Genomic DNA, 19,925 nt, shown 5'->3' with positions numbered 1-19,925 from the left:
GTACATCGCTTGTCTGCCTTGGATCAAATATTTCAGTTTTTTTACCGAAAAATTACTGTTTTGTAACAAAACTGTAATTACTCTAGGAAATAATTCCGTCATAATTCGCGCGCCTGAACACAGGTGTGTTCAATTTTTTTTTAGACTTTTAAGGTGCGTTGTATGGTAGCAACCAGTACCCCATTCTTGCAGATGTTTGCACGTTCACCGTTCAAACCAATGCAGGATCACATTGCAAAAGCGCAAGAGTGTGCCGTTGAGCTTATTCCGTTTATCGATGCAGTTATCGCTGATGATTGGAATGAAGCAGAGAAAGTACAAGCACGTATCGCTGTTTTAGAAGGCGAAGCGGATGCAATGAAGAAAGAGATTCGTCAGAATCTGCCTAAAAGTATTTTCCTTCCAGTTCCTCGTACGGATCTTCTAGAAGTTGTTCGTATGCAGGACAAGATTGCAAATCGCGCTAAAGATATCGCAGGCATCATGCTTGGCCGTCAAATGAAAGTGCCAACTGAGATGCAGCAAGATATGAAAGATTATGTTCGTGTCGCTTTGCAAACGTCTGAGCAGGCTTTAACTGCACTTAAAGAACTGGACGAATTGGTAAATAGCGGTTTTGGTGGCCACGAGATTGATGTCATCGAAAAAATGCTAGAAAAATTGGATGCCCTAGAGCACAACACGGATGAACACGAACGTGCTATTCGCCTAAAACTATTTAGCATCGAGAAAGAGCTTCCACCGGTAGATGTAATGTTCCTCTATCAGGTTATTAGCTCAATTGGTGACCTGGCAGATCGCGCACAACAGGTTGGTAGTCGTTTACAGCTATTAGTTGCTCGTTAATTCATTCGGTAAGTAAAGATGGAAATCATTTCTCAGTACGGCCATATTCTTGTCATTATGGCATGTGTATTTGGCTTCTTTATGGCTTGGGGTGTTGGTGCAAACGATGTTGCCAATGCCATGGGTACTTCAGTTGGTTCAAAGGCACTGACTTTGAAGCAGGCGATCATGATCGCTATTATCTTCGAATTTATGGGTGCTTACCTTGCGGGTGGTGCTGTAACAGCAACAATTCGTAAAGGTATTATTGACCCAGCTATTTTGTCTGGAACGCCTGATCTACTCGTGTTTGGTATGTTATCGGCACTATTAGCAGCAGGTATCTGGCTTCTAATCGCCACTCACTTTGGCTGGCCTGTATCTACTACGCACTCTATCGTAGGTGCGATTGTTGGCTTCGCAGCAGTTGGTATCTCTGTTGATGCGGTTAACTGGGGTAAAGTATCTAAGATCGTAGCAAGTTGGGTTGTATCGCCGGTGACGGCCGGACTCATAGCCTTCTTCTTATTTAGAAGCGTACAGAAGTTAATACTTGATACTGATAATCCTTTTGCTAACGCTAAGAAATATATTCCAGGTTACATCTTCCTAGTGGGCTTCATGGTTTCCATGGTGACGTTCACTAAAGGTCTTAAGCACGTTGGTTTGGACCTTAGCTGGGGTCAAAGTGCACTAGCATCTATCGGTATTGCTGTTGTGATCATGCTGATTGGCATGCGCATGCAGAAGCGTATTACTCCTGATCCAGAAGCTGATCGTGAACATCACTTTTCTAGTGTAGAAAAACTGTTTGGTATTTTGATGATGTTTACGGCCTGTGCAATGGCTTTCGCCCACGGTTCTAACGACGTTGCAAACGCTGTTGGTCCTCTAGCTGCTGTAGTAGGTGTTGTATCTGCTGGTGGTGAAGTGGCGCAGAAATCTGCAATGCCTGTATGGATCTTGCTACTTGGTGGTGGCGGTATCGTTGCTGGTCTAGTTATGTACGGCCACAAGGTAATCGCAACGGTAGGTAACAACATTACTGAACTTACACCAAGCCGTGGTTTCGCTGCGACACTAGCTGCTGCAACAACAGTTGTATTTGCATCGGGTACTGGTTTGCCGATCTCCACTACTCACACGCTGGTAGGTGCTGTATTGGGTGTAGGTCTTGCGCGTGGTATGGCTGCACTTAACCTGCGCATCGTAGGTACGATCTTCGTATCTTGGGTAGTAACTCTGCCTGCAGGTGCCGGTCTAGCGATTATGTTCTTCTTCATGTTTAAAGGTATGTTTACCTAAACGTAGAACAGCTTTAAGTAGAAAAGCCCTGTATTCGCGAGAATACGGGGCTTTTTTCTGTCTGAAGGCAATTAAATGATCACAAATCCATCATATTGATGTAAAATTTGGGCCCAATTTTTTTGCTTTGGGAGTAAATCCCTAAGCTAGAACCAGAAATATCCGGAAAGAAGATGCATACAGTTGAGAAGATCGGCGGCACTTCCATGAGCCGCTTTGAGGAATTGATGGACACCATTTTGGTGGGTAAGCGCACCACACCAGAGGAACTGTATAACCGAATTTTTGTTGTGTCAGCTTATGGCGGTATTACCAACTATCTTCTTGAACACAAGAAAACCGGTGAGCCTGGTGTTTATGCGCGTTTTGCTAACGCGGAAAGTGAGCAGGCGTGGATCGATGAGCTGAGTAAAGTTCAGGCGAAAATGGAAGAGATCAACGCTGAACTTTTCGCTGATATGGAATTTGAGCGAAACGCTGCGGATGCTTTTGTAATCGAGCGTTTGAATGACGTTCGCGATTGCATGAAGAGCCTGCACCACCTTTGTACTTACGGTCACTTCCAGTTGGAAGAACACCTGATGAAAGTACGTGAGATGCTAGCATCTATCGGTGAAGCACACAGTGCATATAACTCTGTACTTGTTCTACGTAATTCAGGCATCAATGCTCGTTTTGTTGACCTGACAGGTTGGCACCTAGATCAGCCTCTACCGTTTGAAGAGATGGTTAAGACTCAGTTTGCCGATGTTCAGATCGACAAAGAGATGGTGATTGCTACGGGCTATACGCACTGTGAAGAAGGTCTGATGAAGACTTTTGACCGTGGTTACAGCGAGATGACTTTTAGCACGATTGCGACTGTAACAGGTGCAGATGAGGCGATTATCCATAAGGAATATCACCTAAGTTCTGCAGACCCAATGCTAGTCGGTACTGATAACGTAGTAACAATCGGTGCGACTAACTATGATGTGGCCGATCAGCTGTCTAACTTAGGTATGGAAGCTATCCATCCAAAAGCTGCGAAAGGTTTGCGTCGCAATGGTGTTAAATTGCGTATTAAGAACGCATTTGAGCCAGAGCACGAAGGCACGGTTATCTGTCAGGATTACCATAGCAACGCTCCTCGTGTGGAGATTATTGCTGGTCGTAATGATGTGTTTGGTATCGAAATCTTCGACCAAGAGATGCTAGGTGATGCGGCTTACGATATTGAGATTTCTAAGCTTCTAGCTCAGTTGAAACTTTACGTGATTAACAAAGATGCTGATGCGAACAGTATCACATACTATGTTGGTGGCTCTCGTAAGATGGTTAACCGCGCAACACGCCTAATGGAAGAGATGTACCCAGAAGGCCAGATCCGTCTGCACAATCTTGCAATCGTTTCTGCTATCGGTTCACACATGAAGGTTAAAGGCATCCTTGCTCGTACAGTAAGTGCTTTGGCTGAAGCAGATATTAATGTAATGGCGCTTCACCAGTCTATCCGTCAGGTCGAGATGCAGTGTGTTGTTTCTGAAGATGACTACGAGAAGGCGATCATTGCATTGCATGCAGCTCTGATTGAGCAGAGCCCGCAGAACGTAAATACTGCAGCTTAATCGCAAATTTCTGTAAAGCCCGCATTAGCGGGCTTTTTTTTGTCTGTGTAAAATCACCTTCTCTGACAGTAGATTTCATCTTTGTCTCTACTTTTCTTGCTTTAATTGCAAGGTCCGTTCTTGGCCGAAATTGTCCTATTTTGGGCCGCTGCCTTTCTTATGTCGATATTGGTTATAACTCATACTGAGCTCACAAATATTAAATACTTGGGAGCTTAAGCTATGAAAAATACAGCTTTATTAGTTATTGATGTGCAGGAATCCTTTAAACATCGCGATTATTGGTATAATGATGGATTTTCTGAATATGAAGCGAGACAAAACCGCTTAATTGATGCTGTAAGGGCACAAGGTGGCGCAATTGTGTTTATCCTTCATAATGAAGATGAAGGTGTGTTCTCTGTTGAGTCCGGTTTTGTCCGCTTGATGGACTTTCTGCATAAACAGGATGAAGATAAGGTGTTTAACAAGCGCGTACATAATGCGTTACTCGACAGTGGTTTGCACGAGTGGTTGCAAGGGCAATCGATTACCAAGGTATTGGTGAGTGGCTTAAGAACGGAACAGTGCTGTGAAACCACAACGCGAGTAGGCAGTGATTTGGGCTATGAGGTTGATTTTGTAGTCGATGCTACTCATACCTTCACTATGAAAAATCCATTTACCGGTGAGACTGTGAGTGAAGAGGCGTTAAAGCAACATACCTCTATGGTTTTGCAAGATCGCTTCGCAAATGTACGCATGGTTGGAGATTATGAATAAAAAAAGGCGTGTGTATCTGTTGGTGTTGCCACGTGTCCATTTATTGGATCTGGCAGCGCCTGCTCAGATATTTTCACATCCTTCTTTAGAGGAGAGTATAGAGTTGCGCTATATCTCTCCTCATCCGGAATTGCAGTCCAAGCAGGGCTTACATCTAGCGAACCTAGAACCCTTACCTGAGAGGTTAGATGCAGATGACTGGCTGCTATTGATCGGAACAAGTCAGTTAAATAAACATCTCCATGAGGCTGATTACCAAACGGCGATTCAATGGCTAAATTCGGTCAAATCTCAGTTCGGCTTGTTAGCGGGGATATGTTCAGGTTCGCTTCTAGCAGCCAAAGCAGGTGTATTAGCTGGCAAACGCTGCACGACACACCATGATCTTACTGCCTCACTTTGTCAGATCGCGCCAGACGCTTTAGTACAGGAAGATTGTATTTTCGTCACAGATGGCAACATATGGACGAGCGCCGGTATCACCACAGGGTTGGATCTTTGCTTACAGTTAGTTGATAACCATTGGGGGCAGGATCGTGCTGTACAAATTGCCCGTGAGATGGTGATCTACATGCGACGATCTGGCCAGGAAGCGCAGCTGAGTTTTTGGTTAAACCATCGAAACCACACTCAGTCTCGCGTGCACAAAGTTCAGGACTTGATAATGGAGCAGCCGGGTTTTGATTGGGATGTGTCGCTTTTGGCAGAACGAGTTCACCTAAGTGAGCGTCATCTTCGGCGTCTATTTCTACAAGCGACTGGATTTAATCTGCAAGAGTACCTGCAGCAGGCACGCATCGAGCTAGGTCGTCAGTTATTAGAACAAACCAAACTGCCATTAGATGTTATAGCCGAGCGTTGCGGGTTTCAGTCTGAAAGAAGCTTAAGGCGTGTTTGGGCGCGGTGGCAGGAGGGCACGCCTTCGCAGTATCGAAGGAATTTAAATCTGATTAATATTTGATCAATTTGGTTATGGTCGTATATGTTTAAGTGACTGCGTTTCAACACCGTTTATGGAGGCGAGGCATGTCTACTTACCAAGGTACCATCAAGGGTTTATATATAGGGCAACCAAAACCAATTGGCCCAGATGATGCGCCAAGCGGTATCTTCAAAGAGCCCGTTGATACTTGTTTACTAACCAAAACAGGGCTGGAAGGTGATGTTCAGGTAGATAAGCGTGTGCATGGTGGCCCTGAAAAAGCGCTGTATCAATTCCCCTCAGAAAATTATGCAACCCTGCGCCAAGCCTTACCGCATCTTGAGGATAGTTTTATCTCTGGGTCAATAGGAGAAAACCTTTCCAGTGAATCAGTGGATGATACTCAGGTGCATATTGGCGATATTGTGAAAGTGGGTGGTGCTTTAGTGCAGGTGTCCCAACCCCGCAGGCCTTGTTGGAAAGTGAATCATAAATACGGCAACGGCCATATAGCGCCATTACTGATGTCACAGGCGATCAGCGGTTGGTACTACCGTGTGTTAGAAGAAGGTGAATTGCAAGTAGGCGAAACATTCATCCTGCAGGAACGGCTAGAGAATAGCGTCGCTGTTGCAGAAGTCTGGAAGGTTTTTTTAGAAAAGTTACAGTCCAGATTACCGCCAGAAGCGTTTAATACCAATATTCCAGGGTTATCGACTGAATGGCGTTTTGAATAGCTGTTGAGTGAGCTTAGCCGTAAACATCGTAGAAGAAGTAAGCGGTGATGCCACAGCTAGCGAAAATTACAAAATTTCGCACCCACTGCTGCGGTAACTGGCGTGAGTAGTGCGCGGCATAATAACCGCCGGCGAGTGTACCAATCAGCACGATCGTACCGGAGTACCAGTCAATCACTCCATCAATAATAAACAGCACAATTGCGATCAGCGATACGCATGAAGATACCAATAATTTGATACCGTTCATGGTGTTGATATTGGTATAACCCGCCAAAGCTAAATAGCTCAGTGTGATAATACCTAAACCGGCATTGAAGAAGCCGCCATAGAGGCAAACACCAAACAGCAACAACATCAGAAGAAAACCTCCTACTGCTGATGCATGTTTGTGGGTGCCGGAAAGATTTTTTAATGCGCTGTTTAGTCGTCCACCAAAGATAAAAAGAATCGTCGCGAACAGCAGTAACCAAGGTACAGCTTCAAGAAAGACTTCTTCAGGTGTTCTTAGCAGCAGCACTGCGCCTGCGATACCACCGATAAAACTAATTAGGATTAATTTTATGAGGTTCTTTCGATCTTGCCTGATATCTTTTCGCAGCGCATAGGTACCGCTCATATAACCAGCACAGGCAGAGAATGTGTTGGTCGCATTCGCGCTAATCGGCGGTACTCCCACAAACATCAAGGCTGGAAAGGTAATAAAGCTGCCGCCACCGGCGATTGCATTTAACACACCACCAAAAAAACCAGCTACGAAGAGAATAAAGAGTTCAAACCACATTTAGTGAAAAGCCTGTCGTGAGGGTTCGATCAAGTATACCGTACTTAGTAGGTCATTAGGTCAGTGGAAGCCCCTAAGTAGTATCCGCTTAGGGGCCTTTATGTCGTTGTTAAGCGTTAATGGGAGATAGGTGATAGAAATTCTGGTCGAGTTACTAGGTTTCGTACCCCGTGGGCATGATCTTCATTAAAAGCATTGTCGTTTAACCAAGCATTTACCGTGGCAATGTCCACCTTAAGTACTTTTGGTCGAACACTCCATGTTACTTGGAATGGGGAGCCTTTAATGTTGTAACTAGGGCCTGTTGTGGAGCCTGCATACTGCACTGGTTTACCCATGTTGCTAGGGATATTAACAGCTTGATAGAAGCCGCTTCGGTTGTTGAACTTAGTTAAGCTTCTAAAATCTCGGGCGTTCTTATCATTTACTAATACGATAACTTGAGCTTCAACACGAAGTTGTGGATTTTTGATCTCTTCGCTAAGGCATGCACCTAATGTCGGACCCGGTTTTACCTGAGCTGTAGAGTGAACAAAGTGAACTTCTAAGGTATCTCCAGGCATCAGTGCTTTATGACTATCGGTTTTAACCTTCAAAGCAACTGGGCTCAGCTCTTGTTCGGTTAGTTCGCCCGTAAATTGATAACCAGTGTGGTAACCATGACCATCGCCATTACCTGCATACTTTGTGAACTCTCCACCTTTATGCTCGGCGTTTTTGTGTAGGTGGATATTGCATAGGTTCATGCTTTGATAGGGCGGTGCTGTATTAAAAGCAACGGCGTTTGTACCGGCTGCTGAATCTATATCTCGAGGGGACTGAGGGCCAAAGCCATTACCGTACATATTGGCGTAAAGCAGTTTATCTTGCTTAAGTAGCACACTATCGCTGACATGTTGATTGTGTGCTGAGGTAGGGCTTTCTGCGAAGGATACGAGTGGTAAAAGCAGTGAGGCAGATACTATGGTAAGTGGAAGTGTTCGCATTGTATTGTTCCTATCGGCTATAAATTTCTTATGCACGCAGGAGGTGAGATACAGCTTGGGTTTGTTTCATTGAATATCCTATCAATGCCTGACAAAGCCAAATCACCGTCCGTAGTGACTCTATATTATGAAATAAAACAGTTGTTTTAATTCGGTCGATAGAAAAATATAGTTGCTTGATAACTGCGTCAAGTAGCTATTGTTATGATCTTTATAACAGAGTGTTTACTTTGCGATATCTACCTGAGGGATAGATATTTCTTTAGTATTGTCAAAGCGTTTTCATCTACAGGTTCCACTTCAGGAGTTAGCGATTAATGCAGCCGATTATTCAGGTGCAGGATTTAAATAAAACATACGATTCTGGGTTTACTGCTCTACGTTCGGTGAACCTTGATATCAAAAAAGGTGAGATCTTTGCGTTGTTAGGTCCTAACGGCGCGGGTAAAACAACGCTGATCAGTATTATTTGCGGTATTAGTCGCGGAACCTCAGGCACGGTTTTAGCGGGTAGCCATGATATTGCTATAGATTATCGCCAGGCGCGAAGCAAAATCGGATTAGTGCCGCAAGAACTTACCACCGATGCTTTTGAGACGGTCTGGGCTACGGTTAACTTTAGCCGTGGCTTATTTGGTAAGGCTCCTGACAAGGCTTACATAGAGAAAATTCTAAAGCAGCTTTCCCTGTGGGATAAACGTAATTCCAAGATGTTGGAGCTGTCGGGTGGTATGAAGCGTAGGGTGATGATTGCTAAAGCCCTATCGCACGAGCCAGAGATTCTTTTCTTGGATGAGCCTACTGCGGGCGTTGATGTCGAACTGCGTCGTGATATGTGGGAGATGGTCAGAGAGCTGCGTGATAACGGCGTGACGATCATTTTGACCACGCACTACATTGAAGAAGCCGAAGAGATGGCTGATCGTATCGGCGTGATTCGTAAAGGTGAAATTATCCTGATTGAAGAGAAGGCGACACTGATGTCTAAGCTGGGTAAAAAGTCACTGCACATTCATCTTCAACAGCCGATGGAGCAGATTCCTTCAGAGTTGGATCATTTTAATCTGACTTTAGAGCAAGCGGGTGAATACCTTCAGTATGTTTACGATGCTAGTGAAAGTGAACAGGTTGCTGAATTGTTAGCGAAATTAAACGAACTAGGTGTTGGGATTAAGGATTTGAACTCTACGGAAAGCTCGCTTGAAGATATTTTTGTAGAACTGGTGCAGGAGTAAGTGATGAATTTTTACGGTATTCGAGCGATCTATAAGTTCGAAATGGCACGTACCTTTCGCACGTTGATGCAGAGTATTGCATCCCCTGTGCTTTCAACATCGCTCTATTTTATTGTCTTTGGTACTGCCATCGGTTCGAGAATGGGGGAGATTGATGGTATTAGTTATGCGGCGTTCATTATTCCGGGTCTGTTAATGCTGTCGCTGTTGAGTGAGAGTATTTCTAATGCCTCGTTTGGTATCTTTTTTCCAAAGTTTTCTGGGACGATTTACGAAGTGCTATCAGCACCAGTTTCGCCTTTTGAGATCGTTGCAGGTTACGTCGGTGCGGCAGCAACCAAATCGGTCATGCTGGGGCTGTTGATTCTAGCTACAGCAAGTTTGTTTGTTGATTACACCATTCTGCATCCGCTATGGATGCTTTGTTTCCTAGTGATTACTGCTATTACCTTTAGCTTATTTGGCTTTGTTATTGGTATCTGGGCAGATGATTTCCAGAAGCTTCAGATCATTCCGTTGATGGTGATTACGCCACTGACCTTTTTAGGAGGGGCGTTTTACTCGATCAATATGTTGCCTGAACCTTGGCAGACTATTTCATTGTTTAACCCGGTTGTATATTTGGTGAGTGGTTTCCGTTGGGCGTTCTATGGTGTGGCTGATGTGAATGTTGGGCTAAGTTTGGGGATGACCATACTGTTTATGATGAGCTGCCTAGCGATCATCGCTTGGATCTTCCGTAGCGGCTACCGTATCAGAAGCTAGATCGTAGCGATTAACGAATGAATCGGTGCTCGGTGATAATATCCATCAGGGCATCGATTCCTTTCTCTTTAGAGCCGCTGTTATCTATATACATAGTGCCTGCTGGCATGTGATCTAAGAAATCAGCATGACGCTTTAAGCGTTTTTCTATCTCTAGATCAGTTTCCCTACCGCGATTATGTAATCTATCTCTGAGTAGCTCGGTTTTTATATTGATCATCACAGGGATTAGAAAATCATACTGCTGCATGGCGATCGGTAGGTATTCACGAGAACCATTTATAATGACGTTAAGTCCAGCTTTAACCCAGATCTCGACCTCTTTGCCTATTCCATATAAGTGACCATGAGATGCCCAGTGCATCGCAAACATTGCGGTATCAACACGCAGTTGGAATTCTGATTCTGTCAGGTGAATATGATTTTCGCCGCCAGCATCGGCTGCACGGGTGATATAGCGATGGGCGATAAATGCTTGATGGCTATGTTCTAAACGCTGCCTGCAGCCTTGGAGTAGGGTGTCCTTTCCCGAGCCTGAGGCTCCCATAAGATAAAAAAGTTTACCGCTCATCAACTTTCCGATAGTGAGATTCAGTGCTTTAGTTATAGCAAAGTTACTTTGTGAAAGCTTTACTGCTTTTGAATGGCACGAGTATGAACTAACCGGCGAGTTTAATTGTTGTTGCCCCTATTTTGATCAATATGTGTTTAAATTAGGTCATTCTGCTATAGGGTTGTTGAATGTGAGGAGGTTTTGACAGTGACGTTATTTAACCGCTTAGCTATGTCTATAGTCATTCTCTTGCTGTCGCCATTTGCGATAGCCAAACAGACGATTCAGCTTTACTCGGTTGATTATCCTCCCTATACGATCATTGATGATAAAGGCGTTATCAGTGGCATCGATGTGGAAGTTACGCAGGCGGCGTTTGCTGCGGTAGGTATTAATGCGGATATACAAACAGCCCCTTGGAAGAGGATATTAAAAAGTATTCGTCATGGTCGAATGGCAGGAACCGTTACTTGTTCTAAAAGAGCAGGCCGAGATCAATTTATATTATTTAGTGATGTTTTAAGTGAAGCGAATCAATCAGCCGTGATGCGCCTTGAGCGATCTGATGATGATATCGTTAGTTTCGATGATCTTGGTAAAGTGGAAGTATCTGTTGTTGATGGCTGGGGAATTCAGAAAGAGTTACAACAAGCGGGTATTGCTCATTCTATTGTACCTGATGTTGATAGTGGAATCCGCTCATTGGTTTATCGAAATGTAGATGTGTTCTATAACGCCGGTTTAGTAACCAATTACCGTGCGCGACAGCTAGGTTTACAGGATAAAATCAAGATTAAGCGGCTGAAAGGGAAGCAAAGCACTCAGTATCATTTGTGTTTGAGTAAAGCTTATCCTAATGCTGAAGTTCTTTTGGAAAAATTTAATGAAGGTCTACGCTTAATCAAAAGCAATGGTCAGTATCAGGTTATTTACGACCGCTACCTTTAATGGCAAAACAGCATTTTATGGGTCTAAATTTACGACGTAAGATTGTTCTCAAACAAGCGCGCTTTATTTTAATTATTGCGTTGCTGTTAGGTGTGTTCTCTACCGGTTTACAGATTTATTTAGATCTGCGACAGGTGAGAAAAAGTACCACGGAGGATATCGAACGTATTATCAGCATGTATCGTGATACAGCGACTCAAGCTGTTTATAATCTAAATGCATTTCAGGCGAATGAGATTACATCCTCACTTATCTCTTATCCCACGATTTATCATGCTCAGTTAATTGATGACTTTAGAGAAACCCTATCAGAGCATAGGCGTGATCAGACCTTAAACTCTAGCTTTCTATCGCTGCCCGCCCAGCAGCTATTTGATCTCAATCGCTATATTGAGATGGAATTAGAGTTAGCTTCTGTTAATTCAGGTAATGAGAGAGCTCGACTGATTGTCGAACTAGACACAATCTATGTAGCCAATAGCTTTAGCCAACGCGCTATTAATAGTTTACTTTTGGGGTTGATGCATAACGTCGCACTGGCTGTGATTTTCCTGCTCTTAATCTATCATTTCCTTTCTCGTCCTATTGTAAAAACAGCAAAGTGGGTGAATGAATTACGAACGGGAAATCAGAACTCGGTCTTACCTTATACCGGTGAAGATGAGCTAGGTGATCTTGTTCGCAATTTCTCTGGGCTTTGGAAAGATCGTGAGGCCGTTACGGATAAATTAACTGAGATGGTGTCAGAACTATCTGAAAGCGAACACTTCTCACGCTCCATTATGGATAACGCGGGTGACGCAATGTTCCTGTGTGAATTAGATAGCACAATCTTTCGCGTCAATAACCAAGGTGCCAGCACGCTTGGGTTATCCAAAGAGCAGCTTTGTAATACAAAACTTGCGGATTACAGCAAGAATTACTCATTCGAAGAATACCAGCAGGTATGCGAAGGCATAAGTGAAACTCATGTCACTACCTTTGAAGATTTACAGATTAATGCCAATGGCACGGCCTTTCCGGTGGAAGCGAGAGCGATTAAGTTAACGCTTCAGTCTCAAGAGTATCTACTGATTATTGCCCGTGATATTTCAGTGCGTAAGGAAGCAGAAAAGCGGATCCACGAGTTAGCCTTTTACGATACGTTGACGGGCTTACCTAATCGCCGTTTATATTTAGATAGACTAACAGCGTCAATTGAATTGCATCAGGCCAATCATAGCTTTGGTTCGGTTCTGTTTTTAGACCTAGATAGATTCAAAACGATTAATGACTCTCTAGGCCATGGTGTTGGCGATGAGCTGCTGAATAATATAGCGCAACGCTTAACCCATGTTCTCCCAATTGAATCGACCTGTGCTCGTTTTGGCGGTGACGAGTTCGTAATTCTCTTACCAGAAACCGGAAGTTCTGCTGAAATTTGCGCTGATGTATCTGCGCATGTCGCTCAAGAAGTATTAAAAGTAATGTCAGAGCCGTTCAGTATCGAGGGGCATACGCTTTATTGTACTGCTAGCCTAGGTATCGCTGTTTTCCCTGCTGCAGATGCTTTGGCTCAGGATATTATTCGTCAAGCCGACACGGCGTTATATCGTGTTAAGGCGATGGGGAGAAATGGTTTCCAGTTCTATGATCCTGAGATGCAATCTACAGCACAGGAACGATTGGAAGTTGAGAAGGGGCTTCATCAGGCGCTTAAGTCCAATCAATTTGTTCTATGGTTTCAGCCGCAAATTTGTAAAAACGGGCAAATTATAGGCGCAGAAGCGCTTATTCGTTGGAAGCACCCAGAAAAAGGATTACTTTTCCCAGGAGGGTTTATTCCGGTTGCTGAAGAGAGTGGCCAGATTGTTGAGATTGGCAATTGGGTTTTAAGAGAGGGTCTTAAGCAATTGGCGCAATGGCGTGCCGATGGTTTCCCCGAGAGCTTTCAACGTCTTGCAATTAATATCAGCCCTATGCAATTTATGCAGGTCGATTTTGTCGATCAAGTAATTCGGTTGATGGAGGAGTTTGATCTGCCGGGCAATGTTGTGGAATTAGAAATTACAGAAAATATGCTGCTTAATAACTTTGACGTGGCAAGTCACAAGATGAATCTATTGAAAAGCAAAGGGGTTTCATTTGCGATTGATGATTTTGGTACAGGTTACTCTTCGCTTAAATACCTTCGACACCTGCCGTTAGATATCCTTAAAATAGACCGCTCTTTTGTTACGGGTCTACGCTCGGAATCCGAGGAAGCGGCCATAGTGGAAGTTATTTTGGCAACGGCAGATCGGTTGGGTTTATTGGTTATTGCCGAAGGTGTTGAGACCATTGAAGAGAAAGAGACCCTAGTTGAACTGGGGTGTGATTGCTTCCAAGGTTATTTGCTATCTAAGCCACTACCTGCTGATAAGTTTATTGAGTTTTCATCAGAGAAGGCTGCCACATTAATTGATTGAGTAAGTAATGAGTTCGTTAAGCAAACAATTAGAAACAATCTGGGAGCTGGCTTCCGATGCGCATACCGCGATTCAGCGTGATTTTGCAGATATAGATCCACTCATTGGTGTAAGCCAAAATATGAGGAAGCAGGGTATACCAGCGGATGTAATGACCATTGATTGTTTAAGAACGCGTAGGCGAATAATCGTTATCTTGCACGATCAACAACCTTACATTGTAAGTTATCAATTTGCGGGGATGGACTCTGATCCTGAAGGTGACTTTGAAAGTTTAGCGTTTGAAAAAGTCACGAAACAGACGATCTATCAATGGATCGCAGAGTATTTCAAAGATCCGTTATAAGTCGATCTACTAAAACGAATCAGGCCAGTATTTACTGGCCTGATTAGTTTTTTAAGTCCGGTTGCCCCAAGGGTTTGATGCTGGGCGTTTGGGTCTGCGTTTTTTGTTGTTACCTTCAGACTGTGAAGTTGCTTTCTGTCCTTTAGGTTTTGAGCTATTTCCTTTGCGGTTATTCGAACCTTCACTTGTTTTGTGTGATTTGTTTTTACCCTGAGGTTTGTGCCCGCGAGAATTATCTCCTGAACGTTGGCCGTCACGATGGCCTTTAGCCTGCTTGGCTTTGTTACTGTTATTTGACTTCTTGCGAGCCGGTTTTTTGCTTAAGTCTGAGGCTGGAAGAGCGTGTACCGGTTCGAAACCTTCGATGATCTCTCTGTCTAAAACTTTGCCGATTAAACGCTCTATCGCGTGTAATTGATCAAACTCATCAGCACTTACCAATGAAACGGCTTGACCTGTTGCGCCTGCGCGACCTGTACGGCCAATACGATGAACATAATCTTCAGGCACATTAGGTAGATCGAAATTCACGACTTGAGGCAATTGGTCAATATCAATTCCTCGAGCAGCGATATCTGTTGCAACTAGAACTCTTACAGAACCACTCTTGAACTCAGCTAAGGCCTTGGTTCGAGCGCCTTGGCTTTTATTACCATGAATGGCAGCAGCACTGATTTTGGCAGATTCTAACTGACGAACTAAGCGGTTAGCACCGTGCTTAGTTCTGGAGAATACCAGCACCTGATGCCAGTCATTGTCTTTGATTAATTGGCTTAAAATTTGCGATTTCTGCTTTTTATCTACGGGGCAGATCCACTGTTTAACCGTTGATGCTGTCGAATTGGCTGGGGTGACCGAAATCTCTACAGGATTAGAGACAAATGCTTGGGCCAATTTTCTAATTTGTGGGGAAAAGGTTGCTGAAAATAGCAGGTTTTGGCGTTGTGAAGGCAAAAATTTCAGGATTTTCTTAATGTCATGAATAAAGCCCATATCCAACATGCGATCAGCTTCATCTAGGACAAGAACTTCTAGTTGAGCAAATTTAACAGCACCTTGATTGTGCAGATCAATCAATCGACCAGGAGTCGCTACTAAAACATCGACTCCGCCTCTTAATTTGGCAATTTGTGGATTAATTTTGACGCCGCCAAAAACAACGGTTGAACGTATGGCTAAATTCTTTGAGTAGCTTTCAACACTGTCGTTTACTTGAGCTGCAAGTTCTCTGGTTGGGGTAAGAATTAACGCCCTAACATGCCCGCGTTTAGCCGGTGTGCCATGACTTAATCTCTCTAAAATAGGGAGAGTAAAGCCTGCTGTTTTACCAGTACCCGTTTGTGCGGCAGCCATCAGGTCGTGACCTTCTATGACTGCAGGGATTGCCTGCTCCTGAATAGGGGAAGGAGTTGAATACCCTTTAGCATTGATTGCATCAAGAATAGGGCTTGATAAGCCAAGTTCATTAAAGCTCATTATTTATCTCTTAAGGAAAAGCATTATTTGCGCGAAAACGTTCAGGTCGATCCATACAGAAGACTTTTAACACGCAGTCATAGTGTTTGATTGGAGCTATGGGCGTCACACTGAACGTTGCGAGGCCTTAGGAGATAGGGGAGAACCGTACTACATTCCTGCTCTACAGGTAGCTCGTAGTACTCTTAAAAACGTAGTTTATTTAAGACAATACGATACTAGGTAATCAATGCGCGCATACTAACATCTATACAGATAGATAGCAGCCTAATCCGAGCTATAAAAGGCGGCCGGGTAAGGTATAATCACGCACTTATTATTTGATTGCGCTAAGGGCGCTGTTTAATTGAGGTTTCTATGTCAAATGAGTCTGACAATCCAACACTAGAGCAGTTACAAAAATATAATGAAGAGCAGCTTTATAGTTTCTTCATTGCGGAATCTGTAACTAATGAGCAGATTTGGATTTTGACAGATGAATACGGTTGCGTGATGTTAAACACAGAAGATGAAGACTGTGTGCCGGTTTGGCCGTCAGAGGAGTTAGCACAAGCTTGGGCAACTGAAGAGTGGAGTGAGTGTAAACCGGAAGCGATCAGTCTCTCTCTTTGGCATGAGCGTTGGACACCAGGTTTAGAAGAGGATGGTTTCGCAGTAGTTATTTGTCCGTTCGAAAATCAAGATGGCATAGTTACTTATGCTGAAGAATTAGAGAAGGCCTTACAGAAAAAGGCCGCTAAATTAGCCCGTAAATAAACTATTCTGTTTGATCCGTATAAGGCTGTAGTTTTTAGCTATAGCCTTCCTTTCATTGAATAATTTCCATATTAAGAATTTTTCACTGGGCGTATACCTGCCTTTCTGGGAAAATAGTCCCTAATTTCATATTCAAGTAGCCTCGTTTTATGCCTCGTACCGCTCCTGACCTGTTTTCATACCCTAAATATTGGGCTGAATGTTATGCTCCAGCACCGTTTCTGCCGACTTCAAGAGAAGAGATGGATGCATTAGGCTGGGATAGCTGTGATGTCATTATCGTCACAGGCGATGCTTATGTAGATCATCCTAGCTTTGGCATGGCTGTGATGGGGCGTGTACTTGAAGCACAGGGTTTTAGAGTAGGTATCATTAGTCAGCCTGATTGGACCAGTGCAGATGCCTTTAAGGAGTTAGGCCAACCAAATCTCTATTTTGGTATCACTGCAGGCAACATGGACTCTTTGATCAACCGTTATACCGCTGATAAGCGTACGCGTCATGATGATGCTTACACGGCTGGTGGTATGGGTGGTCAAAGGCCTGATCGTGCAGTGATTGTTTATAGTCAGCGTTGCAAAGAGGCTTATCGTGAGACGCCTGTAGTACTTGGTGGTATTGAGGCGAGCCTTCGTCGAATTGCTCAATATGATTACTGGAGTGATAAGGTTCGTCGTTCGGTTTTACTGGATGCGACAGCGGATATCTTACTCTACGGCAATGCTGAGAGAGCCATTGTTGAGCTTACTCACCGTTTAGCTAATGGCGAGGCTATTGACGAAATTCAAGATCTTCGAGGCACGGCGATCCTAAAAACAGCATTACCTGCTGATTATATTGAGGTTGATTCAACCCGTATTGATTGGCCGGGTTACATCGATCAGCTTCCAAATCCTTATGAATATACAGATGCGGCTACCTGCGATAAAAAAGACCCGTCTAAGGCAGATGAACCTCAACCTCTGCGTGTCATACCTGCGCCACTAAAAGGTAAAGAGAAGCTACCTGACGAAACTTATATTCGCTTACCGTCTTTTGAAAAAGTATCTAAAGATCCGGCTTTGTATGCTCATGCATCGCGGGTCCTGCATCAAGAAGCGAACCCGCACAATGCGCGCGCTTTGGTGCAAAAGCATGGTCATCGAGAGTTATGGGTTAATCCACCGCCAATCCCTCTAGAAACGGCTGAAATGGATAAGGTGTTTGGTCTACCTTATCAGCGTATTCCGCATCCTCGTTATGGAAACCAAAAGATACCTGCATTCGATATGATCAAGTTTTCGATCAATATCATGCGCGGCTGTTTTGGTGGCTGTACCTTCTGTTCTATTACCGAACACGAAGGGCGCATTATACAGAGTCGATCCCATGAGTCGGTTATCAATGAGATCGAAGATATTAAAGAGAAAGTGCCAGGTTTCACTGGTGCTATTTCAGATTTAGGTGGTCCAACATCAAACATGTACCACCTGAATTGTAATGATCCAGATATTCAGGCTTCTTGCCGTAAGCTGTCGTGCGTATATCCAACCATCTGTAAGAACCTGAATACCGATCATAGCCCTACGACTGAGTTGTACCGTAAGGCACGTAAGGTTGAAGGCGTACATACGGTCTCTATCTCTTCCGGTTTGCGTTACGATCTTGCCGTCGAAGACCCTGAGTACGTGAAAGAACTGGTGACTTATCACGTAGGTGGCTACCTCAAAATTGCACCTGAGCACAGTGAGGATGGCACGCTATCCAAAATGATGAAGCCAGGTATGGGAACTTACGATGCATTCAAAAAGATGTTCGATCGTTTCTCCCGTGAGGCTGGTAAGAAACAATACCTAATCCCTTACTTCATTGCGGCACATCCAGGCTGTGAAGATGAGGATATGGTTAATCTTGCCCGTTGGTTGAAGAAGAATGAGTTCAAGGTAGATCAGGTGCAAACCTTCTACCCATCACCAATGTCTTTGGCGACGGCGATGTATCATTCGGATAAAAACCCACTGAAAAAAGTGACGTATAAGAGTGAAAAACTCTACACACCTAAGAACACTGAGCAGCGTAAAGTTCAGAAAGCATTGCTTCGATACCATGATCCTGAAAACTGGCCGCTCTTGCGTCAGGTGCTGCCGAAAATGGGGCACAGTGATCTAATTGGTGAGCGTGATTCGTGTTTGATCCCCGAAGAAGAGAAGAGCCAAAGCTCAAATCGCAGAGGTGCAAATAAAAAGCCTGTAGTGAAATCAAAAGCTGCGGCTAAGCATAAGAATGCAAGTAGTAGACGACAAGATTCAAAAGCAGGTAAATCCTTTACTAAACCGGCTAAGAAGCGAGTAGGGGGTAAACCGGGTGGTAAGAAGTCAAGAATGAAGAGTGTGAAACCTCGTTAATTCTGAAGTTGTCATCTAAATGCACTAATAGTAGTTTTAAATGTCAAAATTGTGCTGTTGTATAGCAGGAGCATTGCTAGAATAGCAGTAAGGTTTAGCTGAACTAAATGTTCAGGCTAAGTTGCCTAAATGTGGAACGTCTTGAGGAGGGTTGGTCATGACTACCGATAAAATACACCCTAAATTTACCGAAGCGATGGAAAAGCTCACTCAGATGAGTGAGGAAGAGAGACTGTCTGAGGAGAATAAAGAGCTTTTTGAACAAGCGATGAATTATGCGCCTTTAGATATTCAGCCAAAATTAGCCGCTATTCGTAAAAAATATGACGAACTGCATTAATTGAGAAAGATACTAAAAAATGTCGCTTAGGCGGCATTTTTTATGTCAGTAATTTATCTAGCAGCTCATCGTCAATAAACTCATCTGCTGCTTGAAGGTTGGAGGTGAACTCCTCATCTTCAGTTGCATCAAAGAAAAAACCAAAACCAAAACTATGAATAAAGGTTTCAATTCCTTCTAAGCAATACTCTCGATATAGGTCTACCTGTTCATTCAATTCGTCACTGTCTGTAAGTGCCATCTCTTCGAGCTGTTCTGTTGCCGTTAAAATCCCTCGGTTTAACGATTCATTGATTAAGTTAATAAAGCGATCCAGTGATTGTTCTTCACTTAAATCAGGCAGTGCGTTTCGAAAAAGAGGGAATTGCTGAGTTATATATTCAAGTGTAGCTGTGGCAATTTCTTGAGGACCAACATTATCTGAAGGCGCAGGGTTAGATCCCAAAAACACATTGCCTGTTTCACTCTGTAGCTCTTGGCCTAATAACATTATGACTTCTTCATAAACTTGCGCCAAAGGAGTGTATAGAGCCCGGTCGGCTAAATTTGTACTGTGATTAGGATATATATCCGGATAAGGGCTAAAGCTGGTTTGGTGTACCTTTCTATTGATGTCTTGCAGTTGAGGTTCATTCTGCGGCGGTTTGTTTTTTGTCGATGTCACGTGCATAAGCTACCTGTCCGTTTTATTAATTGCTCCTTACATATAAGTATTGGACATCGGGAATAATCGTGACTGATTTATAT

At 43.7% G+C, this 19,925-nt stretch carries 19 protein-coding genes; 14 read left to right on the top strand and 5 right to left on the bottom strand.

All coding sequences use genetic code 11. From position 1 onward, the window contains the following. Positions 1-162 precede the first annotated feature (162 nt). The 6 genes from ACMXYN_RS09900 (at position 163) to ACMXYN_RS09875 (ending at position 6,158) form a co-directional block, all read left to right on the top strand. Positions 163-846, top strand: coding sequence for a TIGR00153 family protein (locus ACMXYN_RS09900; RefSeq protein ID WP_415884985.1), 684 nt, complete (start codon positions 163-165; stop codon positions 844-846). An 18-nt stretch (positions 847-864) separates the two neighbouring features. Then, on the top strand, positions 865-2,130 hold the full coding sequence (locus ACMXYN_RS09895; protein WP_415891673.1) for an inorganic phosphate transporter: 1,266 nt from the start codon (positions 865-867) through the stop codon (positions 2,128-2,130). A gap of 173 nt (positions 2,131-2,303) precedes the next feature. Continuing rightward, entirely contained in the window at positions 2,304-3,737 is a 1,434-nt protein-coding gene (locus ACMXYN_RS09890; RefSeq protein ID WP_415891672.1) for an aspartate kinase, read from the top strand. 222 nt (positions 3,738-3,959) lie between these two features. After that, positions 3,960-4,499, top strand: coding sequence for an isochorismatase family protein (locus tag ACMXYN_RS09885; RefSeq protein WP_415891671.1), 540 nt, complete (start codon positions 3,960-3,962; stop codon positions 4,497-4,499). Continuing rightward, on the top strand, positions 4,492-5,460 hold the full coding sequence (locus ACMXYN_RS09880; RefSeq protein ID WP_415891670.1) for a GlxA family transcriptional regulator: 969 nt from the start codon (positions 4,492-4,494) through the stop codon (positions 5,458-5,460). Before ACMXYN_RS09885 ends, ACMXYN_RS09880 begins: the two co-directional genes overlap by 8 nt. Positions 5,461-5,525: 65 nt before the next feature. Beyond that, positions 5,526-6,158, top strand: a complete 633-nt coding sequence (locus ACMXYN_RS09875; RefSeq protein WP_415891669.1) for an MOSC domain-containing protein — start codon at positions 5,526-5,528, stop codon at positions 6,156-6,158. A 13-nt stretch (positions 6,159-6,171) separates the two neighbouring features. On the opposite strand, the gene ACMXYN_RS09870 is transcribed toward ACMXYN_RS09875, so the two are convergent. Further along, positions 6,172-6,942 (bottom strand): sulfite exporter TauE/SafE family protein, encoded by a 771-nt coding sequence (locus tag ACMXYN_RS09870; protein WP_415891668.1) that lies wholly within the window; start codon positions 6,940-6,942, stop codon positions 6,172-6,174. Positions 6,943-7,058: 116 nt separating this feature from the next. Then, a complete protein-coding gene (locus tag ACMXYN_RS09865; RefSeq protein WP_415891667.1) occupies positions 7,059-7,928 on the bottom strand; it encodes a delta-class carbonic anhydrase in 870 nt (289 codons plus the stop codon). Positions 7,929-8,245: 317 nt separating this feature from the next. Between ACMXYN_RS09865 and ACMXYN_RS09860 the strand changes: the two genes are divergently transcribed. Continuing rightward, a complete protein-coding gene (locus tag ACMXYN_RS09860; RefSeq protein ID WP_415891666.1) occupies positions 8,246-9,163 on the top strand; it encodes an ATP-binding cassette domain-containing protein in 918 nt (305 codons plus the stop codon). A gap of 3 nt (positions 9,164-9,166) precedes the next feature. Further along, complete coding sequence (locus tag ACMXYN_RS09855; protein WP_415891202.1) at positions 9,167-9,928, top strand: ABC transporter permease; 762 nt, start codon at positions 9,167-9,169, stop codon at positions 9,926-9,928. 10 nt (positions 9,929-9,938) lie between these two features. On the opposite strand, the gene phnN is transcribed toward ACMXYN_RS09855, so the two are convergent. Further along, on the bottom strand, positions 9,939-10,499 hold the full coding sequence (gene phnN, locus ACMXYN_RS09850; protein ID WP_415891665.1) for a phosphonate metabolism protein/1,5-bisphosphokinase (PRPP-forming) PhnN: 561 nt from the start codon (positions 10,497-10,499) through the stop codon (positions 9,939-9,941). Between the two features lie 189 nt (positions 10,500-10,688). Here phnN and ACMXYN_RS09845 point away from each other — a divergent pair, with 189 nt between their 5' ends. From ACMXYN_RS09845 to ACMXYN_RS09835, 3 genes are read left to right on the top strand one after another with little or no spacing between them, the layout of a single operon-like run. Next, positions 10,689-11,429 (top strand): transporter substrate-binding domain-containing protein, encoded by a 741-nt coding sequence (locus ACMXYN_RS09845; RefSeq protein WP_415891664.1) that lies wholly within the window; start codon positions 10,689-10,691, stop codon positions 11,427-11,429. A gap of 17 nt (positions 11,430-11,446) precedes the next feature. Next, positions 11,447-13,876, top strand: a complete 2,430-nt coding sequence (locus ACMXYN_RS09840) for an EAL domain-containing protein (RefSeq protein ID WP_415891663.1) — start codon at positions 11,447-11,449, stop codon at positions 13,874-13,876. A gap of 7 nt (positions 13,877-13,883) precedes the next feature. Beyond that, positions 13,884-14,222 carry a hypothetical protein gene (locus ACMXYN_RS09835; protein ID WP_415891662.1) on the top strand — a complete coding sequence of 113 codons (339 nt, stop codon included), beginning with the start codon at positions 13,884-13,886 and terminating at the stop codon, positions 14,220-14,222. A 51-nt stretch (positions 14,223-14,273) separates the two neighbouring features. Here ACMXYN_RS09835 and ACMXYN_RS09830 read toward each other — a convergent pair whose 3' ends face one another. Beyond that, positions 14,274-15,698 (bottom strand): DEAD/DEAH box helicase, encoded by a 1,425-nt coding sequence (locus tag ACMXYN_RS09830; RefSeq protein ID WP_415891661.1) that lies wholly within the window; start codon positions 15,696-15,698, stop codon positions 14,274-14,276. Between the two features lie 357 nt (positions 15,699-16,055). Between ACMXYN_RS09830 and ACMXYN_RS09825 the strand changes: the two genes are divergently transcribed. From ACMXYN_RS09825 to ACMXYN_RS09815, 3 genes are all read left to right on the top strand, one after another. Then, a complete protein-coding gene (locus ACMXYN_RS09825) occupies positions 16,056-16,454 on the top strand; it encodes a DUF2750 domain-containing protein (RefSeq protein WP_415891660.1) in 399 nt (132 codons plus the stop codon). A 149-nt stretch (positions 16,455-16,603) separates the two neighbouring features. After that, entirely contained in the window at positions 16,604-18,838 is a 2,235-nt protein-coding gene (locus ACMXYN_RS09820) for a YgiQ family radical SAM protein (protein ID WP_415891659.1), read from the top strand. A 157-nt stretch (positions 18,839-18,995) separates the two neighbouring features. Beyond that, a complete protein-coding gene (locus ACMXYN_RS09815) occupies positions 18,996-19,178 on the top strand; it encodes a hypothetical protein (RefSeq protein ID WP_415884395.1) in 183 nt (60 codons plus the stop codon). A 40-nt stretch (positions 19,179-19,218) separates the two neighbouring features. Here the strand turns inward: ACMXYN_RS09815 and ACMXYN_RS09810 are convergent, their stop codons facing one another. Then, complete coding sequence (locus ACMXYN_RS09810) at positions 19,219-19,842, bottom strand: DUF5610 domain-containing protein (protein ID WP_415891658.1); 624 nt, start codon at positions 19,840-19,842, stop codon at positions 19,219-19,221. Positions 19,843-19,925: the final 83 nt, after the last annotated feature.

Source organism: Neptuniibacter sp. PT8_73 (genome assembly GCF_047778045.1).
Lineage (GTDB): Bacteria > Pseudomonadota > Gammaproteobacteria > Pseudomonadales > Balneatricaceae > Neptuniibacter.
The sequence above is the reverse complement of the archived record's forward strand: the minus strand, read 5'-3'. Positions and strand labels throughout refer to the sequence as shown.

What these genes read in the sequence shown, in the direction of transcription:
- ACMXYN_RS09900 (WP_415884985.1), top strand. Translation starts at nt 163, where the DNA reads ATGGTAGCAACCAGTACCCCATTCTTGCAGATGTTTGCACGTTCACCG.
- ACMXYN_RS09895 (WP_415891673.1), top strand. Translation starts at nt 865, where the DNA reads ATGGAAATCATTTCTCAGTACGGCCATATTCTTGTCATTATGGCATGT.
- ACMXYN_RS09890 (WP_415891672.1), top strand. Translation starts at nt 2,304, where the DNA reads ATGCATACAGTTGAGAAGATCGGCGGCACTTCCATGAGCCGCTTTGAG.
- ACMXYN_RS09885 (WP_415891671.1), top strand. Translation starts at nt 3,960, where the DNA reads ATGAAAAATACAGCTTTATTAGTTATTGATGTGCAGGAATCCTTTAAA.
- ACMXYN_RS09880 (WP_415891670.1), top strand. Translation starts at nt 4,492, where the DNA reads ATGAATAAAAAAAGGCGTGTGTATCTGTTGGTGTTGCCACGTGTCCAT.
- ACMXYN_RS09875 (WP_415891669.1), top strand. Translation starts at nt 5,526, where the DNA reads ATGTCTACTTACCAAGGTACCATCAAGGGTTTATATATAGGGCAACCA.
- ACMXYN_RS09870 (WP_415891668.1), bottom strand. Translation starts at nt 6,942, where the DNA reads ATGTGGTTTGAACTCTTTATTCTCTTCGTAGCTGGTTTTTTTGGTGGT.
- ACMXYN_RS09865 (WP_415891667.1), bottom strand. Translation starts at nt 7,928, where the DNA reads ATGCGAACACTTCCACTTACCATAGTATCTGCCTCACTGCTTTTACCA.
- ACMXYN_RS09860 (WP_415891666.1), top strand. Translation starts at nt 8,246, where the DNA reads ATGCAGCCGATTATTCAGGTGCAGGATTTAAATAAAACATACGATTCT.
- ACMXYN_RS09855 (WP_415891202.1), top strand. Translation starts at nt 9,167, where the DNA reads ATGAATTTTTACGGTATTCGAGCGATCTATAAGTTCGAAATGGCACGT.
- phnN (WP_415891665.1), bottom strand. Translation starts at nt 10,499, where the DNA reads ATGAGCGGTAAACTTTTTTATCTTATGGGAGCCTCAGGCTCGGGAAAG.
- ACMXYN_RS09840 (WP_415891663.1), top strand. Translation starts at nt 11,447, where the DNA reads ATGGGTCTAAATTTACGACGTAAGATTGTTCTCAAACAAGCGCGCTTT.
- ACMXYN_RS09835 (WP_415891662.1), top strand. Translation starts at nt 13,884, where the DNA reads ATGAGTTCGTTAAGCAAACAATTAGAAACAATCTGGGAGCTGGCTTCC.
- ACMXYN_RS09830 (WP_415891661.1), bottom strand. Translation starts at nt 15,698, where the DNA reads ATGAGCTTTAATGAACTTGGCTTATCAAGCCCTATTCTTGATGCAATC.
- ACMXYN_RS09825 (WP_415891660.1), top strand. Translation starts at nt 16,056, where the DNA reads ATGTCAAATGAGTCTGACAATCCAACACTAGAGCAGTTACAAAAATAT.
- ACMXYN_RS09820 (WP_415891659.1), top strand. Translation starts at nt 16,604, where the DNA reads ATGCCTCGTACCGCTCCTGACCTGTTTTCATACCCTAAATATTGGGCT.
- ACMXYN_RS09815 (WP_415884395.1), top strand. Translation starts at nt 18,996, where the DNA reads ATGACTACCGATAAAATACACCCTAAATTTACCGAAGCGATGGAAAAG.